The organism is Burkholderia anthinoferrum (assembly GCF_002925705.1).
GTDB classification, from domain to species: Bacteria; Pseudomonadota; Gammaproteobacteria; order Burkholderiales; family Burkholderiaceae; genus Burkholderia; species Burkholderia semiarida.
In genome coordinates this window covers 331,571-346,631 of record NZ_LFZP01000051.1, presented here as the reverse complement: position 1 = coordinate 346,631, position 15,061 = coordinate 331,571, and the positions used below count along the sequence as shown (strand labels likewise).

At 67.7% G+C, this 15,061-nt stretch carries 13 protein-coding genes and 1 pseudogene; 9 read left to right on the top strand and 5 right to left on the bottom strand.

Annotated features, from left to right (window positions below; translation table 11 throughout):
* Positions 1 to 48 precede the first annotated feature (48 nt).
* On the bottom strand, positions 49 to 957 hold the full coding sequence (locus C5F75_RS22025) for a LysR substrate-binding domain-containing protein (protein ID WP_059585024.1): 909 nt from the start codon (positions 955 to 957) through the stop codon (positions 49 to 51).
* Between the two features lie 113 nt (positions 958 to 1,070).
* Here C5F75_RS22025 and C5F75_RS22020 point away from each other — a divergent pair, with 113 nt between their 5' ends.
* Complete coding sequence (locus C5F75_RS22020) at positions 1,071 to 2,009, top strand: 2-hydroxyacid dehydrogenase (protein ID WP_059585131.1); 939 nt, start codon at positions 1,071 to 1,073, stop codon at positions 2,007 to 2,009.
* Positions 2,010 to 2,073: 64 nt separating this feature from the next.
* The gene (locus C5F75_RS22015) at positions 2,074 to 3,438 is read left to right on the top strand and encodes an MFS transporter (RefSeq protein ID WP_059585132.1); all 1,365 of its coding nucleotides are present in this window, start codon (positions 2,074 to 2,076) and stop codon (positions 3,436 to 3,438) included.
* 25 nt (positions 3,439 to 3,463) lie between these two features.
* On the opposite strand, the gene C5F75_RS22010 is transcribed toward C5F75_RS22015, so the two are convergent.
* Positions 3,464 to 4,432 carry a LysR family transcriptional regulator gene (locus tag C5F75_RS22010; protein WP_059585023.1) on the bottom strand — a complete coding sequence of 323 codons (969 nt, stop codon included), beginning with the start codon at positions 4,430 to 4,432 and terminating at the stop codon, positions 3,464 to 3,466.
* Between the two features lie 364 nt (positions 4,433 to 4,796).
* Between C5F75_RS22010 and C5F75_RS22005 the strand changes: the two genes are divergently transcribed.
* The 4 genes from C5F75_RS22005 to C5F75_RS21990 all read left to right on the top strand — a co-directional run bounded on the left by C5F75_RS22005 (position 4,797) and on the right by C5F75_RS21990 (position 9,131).
* On the top strand, positions 4,797 to 5,972 hold the full coding sequence (locus tag C5F75_RS22005) for an HPP family protein (protein ID WP_060009364.1): 1,176 nt from the start codon (positions 4,797 to 4,799) through the stop codon (positions 5,970 to 5,972).
* 125 nt (positions 5,973 to 6,097) lie between these two features.
* Complete coding sequence (locus tag C5F75_RS22000) at positions 6,098 to 6,511, top strand: MarR family winged helix-turn-helix transcriptional regulator (RefSeq protein ID WP_059585021.1); 414 nt, start codon at positions 6,098 to 6,100, stop codon at positions 6,509 to 6,511.
* Between the two features lie 14 nt (positions 6,512 to 6,525).
* Complete coding sequence (locus C5F75_RS21995) at positions 6,526 to 8,313, top strand: chloride channel protein (RefSeq protein WP_060009361.1); 1,788 nt, start codon at positions 6,526 to 6,528, stop codon at positions 8,311 to 8,313.
* 485 nt (positions 8,314 to 8,798) lie between these two features.
* Entirely contained in the window at positions 8,799 to 9,131 is a 333-nt protein-coding gene (locus C5F75_RS21990; protein WP_179231799.1) for a hypothetical protein, read from the top strand.
* Between the two features lie 90 nt (positions 9,132 to 9,221).
* Here the strand turns inward: C5F75_RS21990 and ppnP are convergent, their stop codons facing one another.
* Positions 9,222 to 9,542: a pyrimidine/purine nucleoside phosphorylase gene (ppnP, locus tag C5F75_RS21985; RefSeq protein ID WP_040140021.1), complete on the bottom strand. Its 321-nt coding sequence runs from the start codon at positions 9,540 to 9,542 to the stop codon at positions 9,222 to 9,224.
* A 173-nt stretch (positions 9,543 to 9,715) separates the two neighbouring features.
* The gene (locus C5F75_RS21980; protein WP_060009358.1) at positions 9,716 to 10,618 is read right to left on the bottom strand and encodes a LysR substrate-binding domain-containing protein; all 903 of its coding nucleotides are present in this window, start codon (positions 10,616 to 10,618) and stop codon (positions 9,716 to 9,718) included.
* A 182-nt stretch (positions 10,619 to 10,800) separates the two neighbouring features.
* Between C5F75_RS21980 and C5F75_RS21975 the strand changes: the two genes are divergently transcribed.
* The 3 genes and pseudogenes from C5F75_RS21975 to C5F75_RS21965 form a co-directional block, all read left to right on the top strand.
* Positions 10,801 to 11,985: a M20 aminoacylase family protein gene (locus C5F75_RS21975; protein WP_059585017.1), complete on the top strand. Its 1,185-nt coding sequence runs from the start codon at positions 10,801 to 10,803 to the stop codon at positions 11,983 to 11,985.
* A 42-nt stretch (positions 11,986 to 12,027) separates the two neighbouring features.
* Positions 12,028 to 13,356 (top strand): MFS transporter, encoded by a 1,329-nt coding sequence (locus C5F75_RS21970; RefSeq protein WP_059585016.1) that lies wholly within the window; start codon positions 12,028 to 12,030, stop codon positions 13,354 to 13,356.
* Between the two features lie 239 nt (positions 13,357 to 13,595).
* Positions 13,596 to 13,721, top strand: a pseudogene (locus C5F75_RS21965) (cysteine hydrolase); the annotation flags it as partial.
* 225 nt (positions 13,722 to 13,946) lie between these two features.
* Here C5F75_RS21965 and C5F75_RS21960 read toward each other — a convergent pair.
* Positions 13,947 to 15,053 carry a porin gene (locus tag C5F75_RS21960; protein WP_059639570.1) on the bottom strand — a complete coding sequence of 369 codons (1,107 nt, stop codon included), beginning with the start codon at positions 15,051 to 15,053 and terminating at the stop codon, positions 13,947 to 13,949.
* Between the last annotated feature and the right edge of the window lie 8 nt (positions 15,054 to 15,061).

Sequence of the window (15,061 nt, the reverse complement as noted above, 5' to 3'; positions counted from 1 at the left end):
GGGCCGCCATCGCACGTCGCGCCACGCGGAACGGGCGAGCAAGCGCCGCTAGACGCCCGCGTCGTCCGTGCTTTCGGTCAGAAACCGCTCGACCATCGCGTTGAACACCGGCAGCGCCGGGTTGTCGTTGTCCGCGCGCCAAGCGAGATACAGCTCCGCCGCCACGTTGACGCCCGCGAGCGGCCGGAACACCACGCCGTCGACATGAAGCTCGCGCGCCGACGCCGGCACCAGCGCCGCACCGAGCCCCGCGCGCACGAGGCCGAGGATCGTATGCGTCTGGCCGACGTAGTGCAGGTAATTCGGCAGCCGCCCGGCGCCCGCGAACATCCCCGAGATCATGTCGTGGAAATACTTGCCCTCGTTCGGCGAATACGCGATGAACGGCTGCCGGTCGAGCTCGTCGGGGCCGATCTGCTCGTAGGCCGCGAGCGGCGCGCCTTCCGCGACCGCGACGAGCATCGGCTCGCGCTGCACGAGCCGGTATTCGAGCGGCTGGCGCGCGGCGCGCTGGCGCACGAAACCCGCGTCGAGCATCCGCGACGCGAGCGCGTCGATCTGCACGGTCGACACCATCTCCCGCAGTTCGACGTCGACGTCCGGCAGCGCGTGCGCCGCATGCGCGAGCAGCACCGGGATCATCCGGTACGCACTGACGGCCGTGAACCCCAGCGTGATGCGCCCGGCCCCGCCGTGCGCGACACGCTGCGCGGCCTGCTCGGCGCGCGCGGAGAATTCGAGGATGTGCCGCGCATCGCGCAGGAAGCGCTCGCCGGCCGCGGTCAGGCTGACCTGCCGGCTGCTGCGCTCGAGCAGCGCGATGCCGAGCGCGTGCTCGAGCAACTGGATTTGCCGGCTGAGCGGCGGCTGGGTCATGAAGAGCCGCCGGGCCGCGCGGCCGAAATGCAGCTCTTCGGCAACCGCGACGAAGCAGCGAAGCTGGTGCAGTTCAATCATTCAAATGTTGAATCAATCGATAGTCTTTTGATGTTAGACGCATATCGATGCGATTTCTATACTCGGTTCCACCTGATGCGCGGCCCGCGCCGCGCACGACGACCGAGACCTTCATGACCATCGACATCCTGCTGACCCAGCCGCTCCCCGACGCGATCGACGCCGAACTCGCCGCCCGCTACACCGTGCACCGGCTGTATGCGGCCGAGCAACCGGAAGCACTGCTCGATCGCGTGGCGCCGCGAATTCGCGGCGTCGTGACGGGCGGCGCGAACGGCCTGTCCGCCGCGCTGATGGAGCGGCTCGGCGCGCTCGAGATCGTCGCGATCAACGGCATCGGCACCGACGCGGTCGACCTCGATCGTGCCCGGGCGCGCGGCATCCACGTGACGACGACGCCCGACGTGCTGACCGACGACGTCGCCGACATGGCGCTGGGGCTGATCCTGATGACCCTGCGCGACCTCGGCGCCGGCGAGCGGATCGTGCGCGCCGGCCGCTGGGGCAAAACGGCCCAGCCGCTCGCGACGCAGGTCACGGGCAAGCGGCTCGGCATCGTCGGGCTCGGCCGCGTCGGACGCGCGATCGCGCAGCGCGCGCAGGCGTTCCGGATGCCCGTCAGTTACTTCGGGCCGCGCGAGCATCGCGACAGCGGCTATCGCTACGTGCCCGACCTCGCCGCGCTCGCGCATGACAGCGACGTGCTCGTGATCGCGGCCTCGGCCGATCACGGCAACGTGCTCGTGACGGCCGACGTGCTCGCCGCGCTCGGCCCCAAAGGATTCCTGATCAACGTCGCGCGCGGCAAGCTGGTCGACGAAGCCGCGCTCGTGCGCGCGCTGGCCGACGGCACGATCGCCGGCGCCGGTCTCGACGTGTTCGCGCACGAACCGCACGTGCCGGCCGCGCTGCTCGAACTCGACCGCGTCGTCGTGCAGCCGCACCGCGCGAGCGCCACGCATGAAACGCGCGAGGCAATGGGCCGCATCGTGCTCGCGAACCTCGCCGCGTGCTTCGCGGGCCAGCGCCCGCCGACCAGCGTCACGCACTGAGCGCGGCGCCGCCCCTTCCATTACGACACGGATGCCTCCGCACGACGGAGGCCAGGAGACACGCATGTCCAATCGATCCAGCGGCGCCGCCGTCGCCGCCTCACCCGCCGCATCGCGCACGATCGGCCGCGTCCGTTATGCGGTCCTCGCGCTGATTTTCTCGGTTACCGTCGTCAACTACGCGGACCGCGCGACGATGTCGATCGCCGGCACCGGCGTCGCGCACGACCTCGGGCTCACGCCCGTGCAGCTCGGCGTCGTCTTTTCGGCGTTCGCCTGGGCCTATGCGATCGGCCAGATTCCGGGCGGCTGGCTGCTCGACCGCTTCGGCGCGCGGCGCGTGTACGGCCTGAGCCTGTTGCTGTGGTCGGTATTCACGATGCTGCAGGGCACGGTCGGCGCGTTCGCCGTGCACGGCGCGGCCGCGACGCTCGCGCTGTTCGTCATGCGCTTCATGCTCGGGCTCGTCGAATCGCCGGCGTTTCCGGCCAATTCGCGGATCGTCGCATGCTGGTTCCCGACGGCCGAACGCGGCACCGCGTCGGCCTTGTTCAATTCCGCGCAATACATGGCCGTCGTGCTGTTCACGCCGGCCATGGCATGGCTCACGCATGCGCTCGGCTGGGAACACGTGTTCCTGTGGATGGGGCTGCTCGGCATCGCGCTCGCCGCGCTGTGGTTCGCGTGGTATCGCGAGCCACACGGCCACCCGCGCATGACGAACGCGGAGCGCGACTACCTGCGCGCCCACGGCGCGCTCGTCGATCTCGAGGCGAACCGTATGCGCGAGCGGCCGCGCGCGTCGTGGCACGACGTGTCGCAACTGTTCCGCCACCGGAACCTGTGGGCGATCTACATCGGCCAGTACTGCATCACGGCGCTCACCTACTTCTTCATCACGTGGTTTCCGATCTATCTGATCAAGGGGCGCGGAATGACGATCATGGAAGCCGGCTGGGTCGCCGCGCTGCCGGCGATCTGCGGCTTCACGGGCGGCGTGCTCGGCGGCGTGCTGTCGGACTGGCTGATCCGGCGCGGCATGCATCCGTCGAAGGCACGCAAGACGCCGTTCGTCGCGGGGATGGCGATGGCGACGCTGCTCGTGCTCGCGAACGGCGCATCGTCGAACGCGGCCGTGATCGCGCTGATGACGGTCGCGTTCTTCGGCAAGGGGCTCGCGGCGGTCGGGTGGGCCGTGCTCGCCGACACGGCGCCGGAAGGCATGGTCGGGCTGAGCGGCGGCGTCTTCAACGGCCTCGGCAACATCGCCGGGATCGTCACGCCGCTCGTGATCGGCTACTTCGTCGCCAGCACGGGTTCGTTCGCCGGTGCGCTGTGGTTCGTCGCCGCGCACGGGCTGATCGGCATGGCCGCGTACGGGTGGCTCGCCGGCCGCTTCGAGCGGATCCGCATCGCGCCAGCCGCATGAATGCCGCGGCGGCACACCGGCGCGGTCACGCGCGCAGGCGGCCGCCCGGCATGTGCTCCGTCGTCAGCCGGTCGAGCTCGCGCAGATCGTTTTCCAACGCCGGCGTGAGCGTCGTACGCAGGTGATCGAGGAAGGTGCGGATCTTCGCGTCGAGATAGCGGCGCGTCGCATAGACGGCATAGACGCTCACCGTCTGCAGCCGGTACGCCGGCAGCACGCGGATCAGGCGCCCTTCGCGGATATCGTCGAGCACCGTATACAGTGCCACGCACGCGATCCCCCGCCCGGCACGCACCGCGACGCACAGCGCGTCCGGCACGTTGACCTGGAACGGCGCCGGCTGCAGCTCGTAGACGGTTTCCTCGCCGTCGCCGCGCTCCAGGCGCCATTCGCTGGCCGGCGACGCGGGCGTGTCGAGGCGCAGGCACACGTGGTTCGGCAGGTCGTCGGGCGTCTGCGGCGTGCCGTGCCGCGCGAGGTATTCGCGCGATGCGACGAGCACGCTGCAGCTCGTGCCGCAGATCTGCGCGACATAACCCGAATCGGGCAACTGCGACGCCGTCACGATCGACACGTCGTAGCCCTCCTCGACCAGATTCGGCATCCGCTGCGCCAGCGTCAGCTCGACCGACACGTCGGGGTTGTCCTCCTGGTACCGGACGATCGACGACACGACATGACTCTTCCCGAGCCCCGTCATCGCATGAATGCGCATCTTGCCGCTCGGCCGCAGCAGTGCGTTGCGCGCCTCCGCGTTCGCGTAGTCGAGCTCCGCGAGGATCGATTTCGCGCGCTCGAAATAGCGCTCGCCGCTTTCGGTCAGGCCGAGATGGCGGGTCGTGCGATGCAGCAGGCGTGTCTGTACGTGGGCTTCGAGATTCGAGACCGCGCGCGACACCTGGGCGGTGGTCGCGTCGATTTCCTTCGCGACCGCGGTAAAACTGCCGGCTTCGACAACGCGCACGAACAGACGCATGTTTTCGAGCATGTCCATTGAATTGGCTTGGGGAGAGTCAGTGGGGAGACGTCGGCGGCGCTCGCGTCAGGTGGGTAACGGAACGCGAGCGCGAAGAGCCACGTCGAATCGAGCGCCGTGCCGGGGAGAAGGCGGGAGAGCGGGCATCGAGGACAGGGTTCTGGCATGACGGGGGAATCGAGTGCGCCGAATTGTACGCCGCTGCGGACAAATTTGCGCGGTTACGCGGGCACAAGCTCCCATCCGATGAAAGGTTTTTGCAAGATTCGTGCATCACGCGCGGCCAACGCGCCTGATGCGGCGCGACAATTTGTATCACAACGCGATATAATCCCGCGCTTGTCGCCGCGCCTCAACGTTGCCGTTTTTACCGCTTACCCCCATGTCGCCAGGCTCCTCCCCGTCGCGCCGCACGTTGCGGCAATGGCTGCACAGCTTCATTCCCCATCCGATGGCACTCGGCTGGCGCGAGCGCCTGCGCTCGTGCACCGGCGCGCTCGTGGGCATTGCGACGGTCGGCGTCACGATGCGGCTATTGCCCGGCGTGCCGGGCCTCGTGCCGCTGCTCGTCGCGCCGATGGGCGCGTCGGCCGTACTGCTGTTCGCGGTGCCGGCGAGCCCGCTCGCGCAGCCGTGGTCGATCATCGGCGGCAATCTCGTCGCGGCGACGGTCGGCGTCGCGTGCGCGCAATGGATCGCCGATCCGATCACGGCCGCCGCGGTCGCGATCGCCTGCGCGATCGGCGGGATGTTCGCGCTGCGCTGCGTGCACCCGCCGTCGGGCGCCGTCGCGCTCACGGCCGTGGTGGGCGGCCCCGCGATCCATGCGCTCGGCTTCGGCTTCGTCCTGCAGCCGATCGCGCTGCAGTCGGCGATCCTGCTGTCGGCCGCGCTCGTCTATCACGCGCTGACCGGGCACCGCTACCCGCACGGCGGCGTGCGCGCCGAAGCGAAACCGCAGGCCGGCGGCGCCGCGCCGACGCGCGGCGGCTTCACGCGCGGCGACCTCGACGCGGTGCTCAAGCGCCGCGGCGAATGGCTCGACGTCGATCCGGACGATCTCGAAACGCTGCTGCGCGAAACCGAAATGCAGGCTTATGCGCGCACGTTCGGCCAGTTGAAGTGCGCCGACCTGATGACGAAGAACGCGATCGAGGTCGCGCCGTCCACGTCGATCACGGCCGCGCTCGCGCTGCTCGACCGCCACCGCGTGAAGGCGCTGCCCGTGGTCGACGGCGAAGGCCGACTGACCGGCATCGTCACGCGCGCCGACCTCACGCGCCCGTTGCGCCGTTCGACCCCGCTGTGGCAACGCCTGTCCGCACGGTTGCCGCGATCGTTCGGCGGCCAGCCCGCGAGCGTCGCGTCCGTGATGACGCGCGACGTCGCGGCGGTGCCGGAAACGATGCCGATCACGGCGCTCGTGCCGCTGTTCACGCATTCGGGCCACCACCATATTCCGGTCGTCGATGCGTCGCGCCGGCTCGTCGGCATCATCACGCAGACGGATCTCGTCACGGGCCTTTATCGGCAGACCCAAATGCTCGAGGCCGCGTAGCGCACGCCCCGTCACTGTCCGCGGAACGTGAAACGTGAAATGCGCCCGTTCCGCCCGATTTCATCCATTTATATCACGTTATGATATATTTACCGCCACCGTAACCGAATGCCCGACCGCCCCCGATGAACGATACCCGACGCGCACTGACGAAAAGCGATTTCCAGCAACTGTCCGAGTTCCGCTACCAGATGCGCCGCTTCGAGCGCTTCTCCGAACGTGCCGCGCAAAGCGAAGGCGTGACGCCGCTGCAATACCTGCTGCTGCTGCACATCAAGGGCTATCCGCATCGCGAATGGGCGACCATCGGCGAACTCGCGGAACGCCTGCAGGCGCACCACCACGGCGTCGTGGCGCTGGTGACGCGCTGCGAAGCGCTCGGACTCGTGAAGCGCAAGCCGAGCGAAGCCGACCGCCGCCAGGTCGAAGTCCACCTCGAAGCGGCCGGCGAAACGCTGCTCGCCCGTCTCGCGGCCATGCATCGTGCCGAGTTGAAGTCGCTCAAGGGCACGTTTCAGGTCCCCCAAATCGATTACTGACCCCTGCCACTCCGATGAACGCACCGCACAAACGCGATTTCTCGACCAACGAACGCCTGCCCAGGATCGCGTTGCTTGCCGCCGGGATCGGCCTGCTCAGCACGCTTGCCGCGTTCGTGCTGTTGAGCCTGATCCACCTGTTCACGAACCTGTTCTTCTTCCAGCAACTGTCGTTCGCCGACCGTTCGCCCGCGAACAACACGCTCGGCGCATGGGTGATCGCGGTCCCGGTGATCGGCGGGCTGATCGTCGGGTTGATGGCGCGTTTCGGTTCGGAAAAGATCCGCGGCCACGGCATTCCCGAGGCGATCGAGGCGATCCTGTTCGGCAAGAGCCGGATGTCGCCGAAGGTCGCGATCCTCAAGCCGCTGTCGTCCGGCGTCGTGATCGGCAGCGGCGGCCCGTTCGGCGCCGAAGGCCCGATCATCATGACGGGCGGCGCGCTCGGCTCGCTGATCGCGCAATGCGTGCACGTGACCGCCGCCGAGCGCAAGACGCTGCTCGTCGCCGGTGCGGCCGCCGGCATGACGGCCGTGTTCGGCACGCCGGTGGCCGCCGTGCTGCTCGCGGTCGAACTGCTGCTGTTCGAATGGCGTCCGCGCAGTTTCCTGCCGGTCGCGCTCGCGTGCGCGGTGGCCGGTTTCGCCCGCGCGGTGTTCTTCGGCGTCGATCCGCTGTTTCCGCTGACGACGGCCGCGCCGACGCCCGTCGCGCTGCTGTCGTGCATCGTCGCGGGCGTGCTGTCGGGCCTGCTCGCGTGCGGCTTGTCGGCCGCGCTCTACCGCGTCGAAGATGCCTTCGCGAAGCTGCCCGTGCACTGGATGTGGTGGCCGGCGATCGGCGCGATCGCGATCGGCGTCGGCGGCTGGCTCGAGCCGCGCGCGCTCGGCGTCGGCTACGACGTGATCGGCGACCTGCTGCACCAGCACATCGCGCTGAAGATCGCGCTTGCACTGCTGATCGTGAAGGCCGTGATGTGGGTGATCGCGCTCGGCTCCGGTACGTCGGGCGGCGTGCTTGCCCCGCTGCTGATGCTCGGCGCCGGTCTCGGCACCGTGCTGTCGCCGCTACTGCCCGGTGGCGATCCCGCGCTGTGGCCGCTCGTATGCATGGCCGCGACGCTCGGTGCGACGCTCGGCGCCCCGCTCACCGCGATCGTCTTCGCCTTCGGCCTCACGCACGACACCAACGCGCTGCTGCCGCTGCTCGCGGCGACGCTCGTCGCGCACGGCTTCGCGACCATCGCGATGAAACGCTCGATCATGACGGAAAAGATCGCTCGCCGCGGCTACCACATCTATCGCGAATACGGTGTCGATCCGCTCGAGCGGCACGACATCGGCGAAGTGATGACGTCGGCCGACCGGCTCGTCGCGATCGACGGCGCGGCCACGCTCGATACCGTCGAAGCGCAATACTTCGGCGCGAAACAAACGCACCGTGCGTACCCGGTCGTGCAGCACGGCCGGCTGCTCGGCCTCGTCGATCGCGCGACGCTCGATGCACAGCGCGCGCAGGCCGGCGCCGACACGCCGATCTCGGCCGCGTTCGCCGAGCGCGCACCGGCCGTCGCGTTCGCGCACGAAACCTGCCGTGTCGTCGCGTCGCGCCTTGCGATGCTCGGCCTCGAACGCCTGCCGGTGGTCGCCGACGAGCAATCGCTGCGCATCACGGGCATCGTGTCGCGCAGCGACCTGATCAAGCCGGCGCTCCAGCACTTCGACGACGAACAGAAGCGCGAGCGCTTCCGCCCGGTCGTCCCGGCCAATCTGCGCGACGTCGGTTCGCGCAAGGCCGGCTGACATCACCCGCGTGCGCGGCGCTCTGCCGCGCGCATCGCTTCCTCGCCTCGCACTGCTCCACGATGCGGCGCGCCCGTGGCGCGCCGCATCGCCTCACTCCGTTGCTTTCGCCCGTTTAAAGTTGGTTAACAATCCGGCCGACGAAAGTTTGTCATCATCGTGCTCATGCGACGGGGCCATCCATCAGCCATTCCACTTCGTCATCCAATAAAGAGTCGCGGCGCGGCATGCGCACACATGCCGGCCGCCGCGGCCGTCACGTCACCACACCACGACCGGGCAGCGCGCCGACCGACGCATGACGTCGAGCCGTACACGACGCATGCCGCGCCGCAGCAACATGCGCAGCATTCGAGCCGCCGTTTGGCAAGCGCGTTAACAACTTGTTTCGGAATGACCGGAACCGTGCGTGCCCAACGCGATCTCACTTGCACGCAGCACTGCTGCGCATCCCACTCAATCAATCACGACTCGAGGGAGATAACGTGAACGTGAAATACTTACCGCTCATCGCATTGACCGTGGCAATTTCTGCTCATGCGGCCGAACCGGCCGTGCAGAACGTGGGACAAAGCCAGAAAGCAGCGCCGGACGTCTCGGCATGCATCGCCAAGACCTGGGCCGACAAGTCGCAACAACAGGTGATCTCGCAGAACGTGCTGGCCAACGGCCTCGCGACCGACGTGTACGCACCGGGCCAGCAGCCGCCGAACGGCGCCGCCGCGATGGTTCGTCCGTCGTGGAAGCCGGATGCGAAGACGTGGGTCGGCGTGCGCGGCGACGCAGCGGCCGCCGGCGACATCAGCGCCTGCCTGTAACGAAGGCTGGCGCACCGGATGGCCTTGCGCCATCCGCTTGCAACGGGCCCCGCTTCGGCGGGGCTTTTTCTTTGCCGCGCGAAAAGCGCGTTACAGGTAGCTGCACACGTAGTCGAGCGTCTCGATCACCTCGATGTCGAAGCGGCTCTTGCCCGGCACCGAGAACGATTCGCCGGCGCCGTAGGTCTGCCATTCGCTGCTGCCGTCGAGTTTCACGCGGCACTTGCCGGCCTGCACTTCCATCAATTCGGGCGCATCCGTGCCGAAGTTGAGCGCGCACGGCAGGATCACGCCGAGCGTCTTGCGCGTGCCGTCCGGGAAGAGCACGGTATGCGACACGCACTTGCCGTCGAAATAGACGTTCGCGCGCTTGACGACCGATACGTTGTCGAATTGGGTTGCACTGGTCATGTGATGCCTCTGATTGCTGGATGCCGGATGGCGATGGATTTGAAGGCCGGCCGGAGCGGCGGGCCGGCCGCTATGATACCGGCTCGCGCGACGGGCGCCGCAATGGTACGCGGCGAGCGCGTGCCGGACCCACGATCGTCAGGATCACTACGCGATCCGCGCGGGGCGCCCTTTCATCGCAGCCCCTTGCGCCGCGCGGAATCGCGCAGGCAATCGAGCAGCATCGCCGCGGCCGGCGTCAGCGGGCTGTCGCGGCGCGTGACGACCTGCACCGATACGCCCGGCAAGCGCTCGCGAATCGGCAGCACCGCGAGCTGGTCGCGCGCCCATTCGCCTTGCAGCAATTGTTCCGGCATCGATGCGATCAGGTCGCAACCCGTCATCAGGCTGTGCGCGAGACCGAAGCTCGGGCATTCGACGACACGCGCCGGCACCGGCAGCCCGTACGCGACGAACGAGTTGAACAGCACCTGCGTCGAGCTTTCCGGCGACGGATTCATCAGCCAGTCGGCCTCGACGAGATCGGCGAGCGACGTGGCCGACGCGAGCGGATGCCCTTTGCGCGCGACGATCAGCGAGCGGCTCGCATAGAGCTCCGTATGATCGAACTCGGCCGCCAGCAGTTCGGGCACGACGACCACCACCGCAAAATCGAGCGAACCGTCATGCAGGCGCGGCAGCGCGACACCGGGAAACCCTTCGATCAGGTTGACGCGCGCCACTGGAAAGCGGCGCCGGAACGCACGAAACGCGTCGGGCAGGATCGTGACCGCCGCCGCTGGCGTGATCGCCGCCGAGACGGAGCCCGTCATCGCCCCCTGCGCCTGCTCGATGTCGTCGCGGGCGCGCTGCATTTCGGCGACGATCAGTCGCGCGCGCACCTGCAACTGCTGGCCGAACGCGGTGAGCTGCACGCCGCGTGCGGTACGCACGACGAGCGATACGCCGAGCGCGATCTCCAGTTCCTTGACCGCCTTCGTCAGCGCGGCCGGCGACACGTTCAGGCGCCGCGCAGCCGCGCGAATGCTCCCTTCCTCGGCGGCGGTGACGAACGCTTTCAACTGATGGTATTTCATGGCGGCAACGCATGATCGGTGGAAACCCGGTGCATCGCGCGACGCGCGGGATCAGGGTATTCCCGAGCGGCAACCGACGGTGTGCACCAAAGCAATTTAGCAGCTTCTGGTACGCAAAAGAAATTTATATGCTTGGTCGTCATATGCGCGTCAAACGCCCCACCGGCCCCACAGGAGACACCATGCTGCAAGCCGTGAACCCCGTCATCCCCGGCATCGCCGCGATCGCCCCCGAGCTCGTCGAAGTACGTCGCCGCATCCACGCCCATCCCGAACTCGCATTCGAAGAGACGCTCACGAGCGACCTCGTCGCCGAACTGCTCAGCGGCTGGGGCTACGACGTGCATCGCGGCATCGGCAAGACGGGCGTGGTCGGCGTGCTGCGCGAAGGGCAAGGCACGCGCACGGTCGGCCTGCGCGCCGACATGGACGCGCTGCCGCTCGCGGAAACCACCGGCCTGCCGTACGCCAGCCGCCATGCGAACAAGATGCATGCATGCGGCCATGACGGCCATACCGCGATGCTGCTGTGCGCGGCGCGCCACCTCGCGGCCACGCGCCAGTTCTCCGGCACGCTGAACCTGATCTTCCAGCCGGCCGAGGAAAACTTCGGCGGCGCGAAGGCGATGATGGACGACGGCCTGTTCGACCGATTCCCGTGCGACGCGATTTTCGCGATCCACAACATGCCGGGCCGCGCGGCCGGTGACATGGCGTTCCGCACCGGCGCCGCGATGGCGTCGGCCGACCGCGTGACGATCACGCTGCGCGGCGTCGGCGGCCACGGCGCGATGCCGCATTTCGCGCGCGATCCGATGTCCGCCGCCGGCAGCATCATGGTCGCGCTGCAGACGATCGTCGCGCGCGAAGTCGATGCGCAGCATGCGGCCGTGATCACCGTCGGCAGCGTGCAGGCCGGCGAGACGTTCAACATCATTCCGGAAACCGTCGTGATGAAACTGTCGGTGCGCGCGCTGAACGCGGACGTGCGCGCCCTGCTCGCGCGCCGCATCGAAGCGCTTGCGAAAGGCCAGGCGGAGAGCTTCGGCGTCACCGCGGAAATCGACTATGACTACGGCTACCCGGTGCTCGTCAATCACGCGGAACCGACCGCGTTCGCGGCCGGCATCGCGCAACAGATGCTCGGCGCGGAGCGCGTCGAAACCGAAGCGGCGCCGCTGATGGGCAGCGAGGACTTCGCGTTCATGCTCGAGGCGCGCCCCGGCTGCTACGCGTTCATCGGCAACGGAATCGGCAGCAAGGGCGGCTGCATGGTGCACAACCCCGGCTACGACTTCAACGACGACATCCTCGCGATCGGCGCGAGTTACTGGGTTCGCGTCGCCGAAGCCTGGCTTGCGGCCTGAACGCCCTTCACCACGCAGTTTCGCGCCAACCGGGGGAACCCCATGGAAACGTCCGCCCTTCCGTTCGCCGGCACGCCGGTCGATGCCCGCGCCGCCGCGAGAAAACGCCGGCTGATCGCGGCCGCCGCCGTCGGCAACGCGCTCGAGTTCTACGACTTCACCGTCTACAGCTTCTTCGCGATCCTGATCGGCAAGCTGTTCTTTCCGGTGCATTCGTCGTTCGGGCAACTGATGCTCGCGGTCGCGAGCTTCGGTGTCGGCTTCGTCACGCGTCCGCTCGGCGGGCTCGTGATCGGCATGTATGCGGACCGCGCCGGCCGCAAGAAGGCGATGATCCTCACGCTGCTGCTGATGGCGCTCGGCACCGCGACGATCGCGGTCGCGCCGACCTTCGCGCAGATCGGCATCGCCGCGCCGCTACTGCTCGTGCTCGCCCGGTTGCTGCAGGGCTTCGCGTCGGGCGGCGAAGTCGGTGCGTCGACGACGTTGCTGCTCGAACAGGCGCCGCAGCATCGGCGCGGTTTCTATGCGTCGTTCCAGTTCTCGAGCCAGGGGCTCGCCGCACTCGCGGGCGCGCTCACCGGCGTCGCGCTGACGTCGACGCTGACGGCCGCGCAACTCGAAAGCTGGGGCTGGCGCGTGCCGTTCATCATCGGCACGCTGTTCGTGCCGCTCGGCTACTGGCTGCGCAAGACCGTCGAGGAAGTGCCTGCGGCCGCGCCTGCTGCTGCCGCGCATGCATCCGGGGAAAAGGTCGCGTCGCTACCGCTCGCCGACGTGCTGCGTCATCACGGCAAGGCCGTGTTCGCAGGCCTCGGCGTGACGATCGGCGGCACGTCGATCCACTACATCATCGTGTTCTACATGGCGATCTACGGCGTGCAGGTGCTGCACCTGCCGACGTGGCTGTCGATGACGGCAGGCTGCGTCGCCGGTGCGATCCTGATGCTCGTGACACCGATCGGCGGCCATCTGTCCGACGTGTACGGGCGCAACCGGATCGTATGGTGGACGCGCATCGTGCTGATGGCCGCGATCTACCCCGCGTTCATCGCACTGAATCGCTGGCCGGGCGCCGCGTCGCTGCTGTCGATCATCGCCGCGCTGTCGATCGTGCATGCGATCAACATCGGCGCGACGGGGGCGATGCTCGGCGAGTTGTTTCCGCGAGCGGTGCGGGCGACCGGCGGTGCGCTCGTGTATAGCGTGGGCGTCGCGATCTTCGGCGGCTTCGCGCAGTTCTTCGTCACGTGGCTGATCGCGGCGACCGGCAATCCGAATGCGCCGGCGTGGTATGCGATCGGGTGTGGTGTCTTCACGCTGCTCGCGATTCGCTGCATGGACGAGAAGGCGGGGAAGGCGCTCGATTGAGCGTTGGCCGGTGCGCGGCACGCGAAGCGTCATTGACCTTGCGCGCGCCCATCGGGCATCATCGACCAATGCACAACGCCACGATCATCCTTTCGACGACCACGCGCACGACCGCCTTCGGCGGGCCCGTGCGGCGAGTGCGCGCAAGATCGTAGCGTCACCGATTCCCACAGGCCCCGCCGGTTCCGGACGGGGTCTTTTCGTTTCTCCGTCTGCATCGGCCACTCAGGAGAAACGCCATGTCCGAAGCCCCTTCCCCGAAACGCGCGCTGCTCGTGATCGACATGCAGGTCGAGCTGTTTCATGGTCCCGATCGTCCGCATGACGGCGAACGCGTGCTGGCCAACATCAATCGGCTGATCAACGCACGTTATCGGTAGCACGATGCGTAACGCCAGCTATAAGACTCGCGGCGAAAAGATGAATGGGCGATGCCCGGCAGCCATATAACGGCCTGCGGCAGGCCCGGCGCACCTCGATCTGCGCGCCGGCGCTGATGTGCACGTCACAATGATCCGGCAACGCCGTAAACGCAAAAAGGCACGGAGCTTCATCGCCCATGCCTTTTTCCCCTACACGAACCACCTCACTCAGAACGTATGCATCATCCCCACATACGCGCCGGTCTGCGACTCGCCCGTCATCGGACTCGTCCCTGACGTCGCATCGCGCGGCGACGCAATCAGCGAAAAGTTCGAATTGCCGCCATTCCGCACATACGCGACCGTCCCATACAGGAACGTGCGTTTCGACAAGTTGTACGTGGTGCCGAGCACGTACATGATCGCGTGACCCGACGGATCGTGCGACGCATCGCCGCCGCCGTCGCCCACCTTCACGTAGTACCCGCCGCCCGTCACCGCCCATTGCGGCGTCGCCGTATACGTCGCACCGAGCCAGTAATGATCGGCACGATCGGCCACCCCCGCCGGGCTGTCCGGCGCCTGGTAGTGCGTATATGCCCCCTGGATCTTGAACTTCGACACCTTCACGTTCGCCCCGACGAAGTACTCGCGCGACGCGGTGAAGATGTTGCTGAACTTGCCGTTGTTGTCGCGCAGTTCGTCGTAGATGCCGCGCACGTCGAGCACCGGCGAGTGGTACGAGATCATGATCCCGTCCGAGCGGCCGAAATCGTCGGCCGCACCGTAGTTGAACCCGCGCGACTGGTTGCCGAACGCGTATTGCGCCTGCACGTCGAAGCCGCCGATCACCGGGCTGTGATATTCGATGTTGTTGCTGCTTTGCGGCCAGTTGCGACCGCGCACGAGCGACGCCGACGAAAACGCCTGCTGGACGAACGGATCGAATTCCCACACGCCGTCGCTGTCGATGAACAGGTTGCGGCCGGCCTGCAACTGGCCCCACGTGTCGCTCTTCAGCCCGACGTATGCGCGCCGTGACCACATGCGCCCGCCGCCCGTCTGGCCGTTCATCACCTGGAACGCGGTTTCCAGGTTGAAGACCGTCGACAGCCCGCCGCCGAGATCCTCGACGCCCTTCAGCCCGAACATGCTGGTGCCCCAGTCGCCGCTTTCCGCGCTCCAGCGCGTGCCGCTGCCGCCGTTCGGCTTCGCGATGTGGTTCAGGTATTCGACGCCGCCGTCGATCCGGCCGTACAGCGTGACGCTCGTCTGTGCAAACGCAACCGCCGGCGTGGCGGCCGCAAGCAGCCATGCAAGGTATTTGAGTCGCAAAATGATGC

What these genes read in the sequence shown, in the direction of transcription:
- C5F75_RS22025 (WP_059585024.1), bottom strand. Translation starts at nt 957, where the DNA reads ATGATTGAACTGCACCAGCTTCGCTGCTTCGTCGCGGTTGCCGAAGAG.
- C5F75_RS22020 (WP_059585131.1), top strand. Translation starts at nt 1,071, where the DNA reads ATGACCATCGACATCCTGCTGACCCAGCCGCTCCCCGACGCGATCGAC.
- C5F75_RS22015 (WP_059585132.1), top strand. Translation starts at nt 2,074, where the DNA reads ATGTCCAATCGATCCAGCGGCGCCGCCGTCGCCGCCTCACCCGCCGCA.
- C5F75_RS22010 (WP_059585023.1), bottom strand. Translation starts at nt 4,432, where the DNA reads ATGGACATGCTCGAAAACATGCGTCTGTTCGTGCGCGTTGTCGAAGCC.
- C5F75_RS22005 (WP_060009364.1), top strand. Translation starts at nt 4,797, where the DNA reads ATGTCGCCAGGCTCCTCCCCGTCGCGCCGCACGTTGCGGCAATGGCTG.
- C5F75_RS22000 (WP_059585021.1), top strand. Translation starts at nt 6,098, where the DNA reads ATGAACGATACCCGACGCGCACTGACGAAAAGCGATTTCCAGCAACTG.
- C5F75_RS21995 (WP_060009361.1), top strand. Translation starts at nt 6,526, where the DNA reads ATGAACGCACCGCACAAACGCGATTTCTCGACCAACGAACGCCTGCCC.
- ppnP (WP_040140021.1), bottom strand. Translation starts at nt 9,542, where the DNA reads ATGACCAGTGCAACCCAATTCGACAACGTATCGGTCGTCAAGCGCGCG.
- C5F75_RS21980 (WP_060009358.1), bottom strand. Translation starts at nt 10,618, where the DNA reads ATGAAATACCATCAGTTGAAAGCGTTCGTCACCGCCGCCGAGGAAGGG.
- C5F75_RS21975 (WP_059585017.1), top strand. Translation starts at nt 10,801, where the DNA reads ATGCTGCAAGCCGTGAACCCCGTCATCCCCGGCATCGCCGCGATCGCC.
- C5F75_RS21970 (WP_059585016.1), top strand. Translation starts at nt 12,028, where the DNA reads ATGGAAACGTCCGCCCTTCCGTTCGCCGGCACGCCGGTCGATGCCCGC.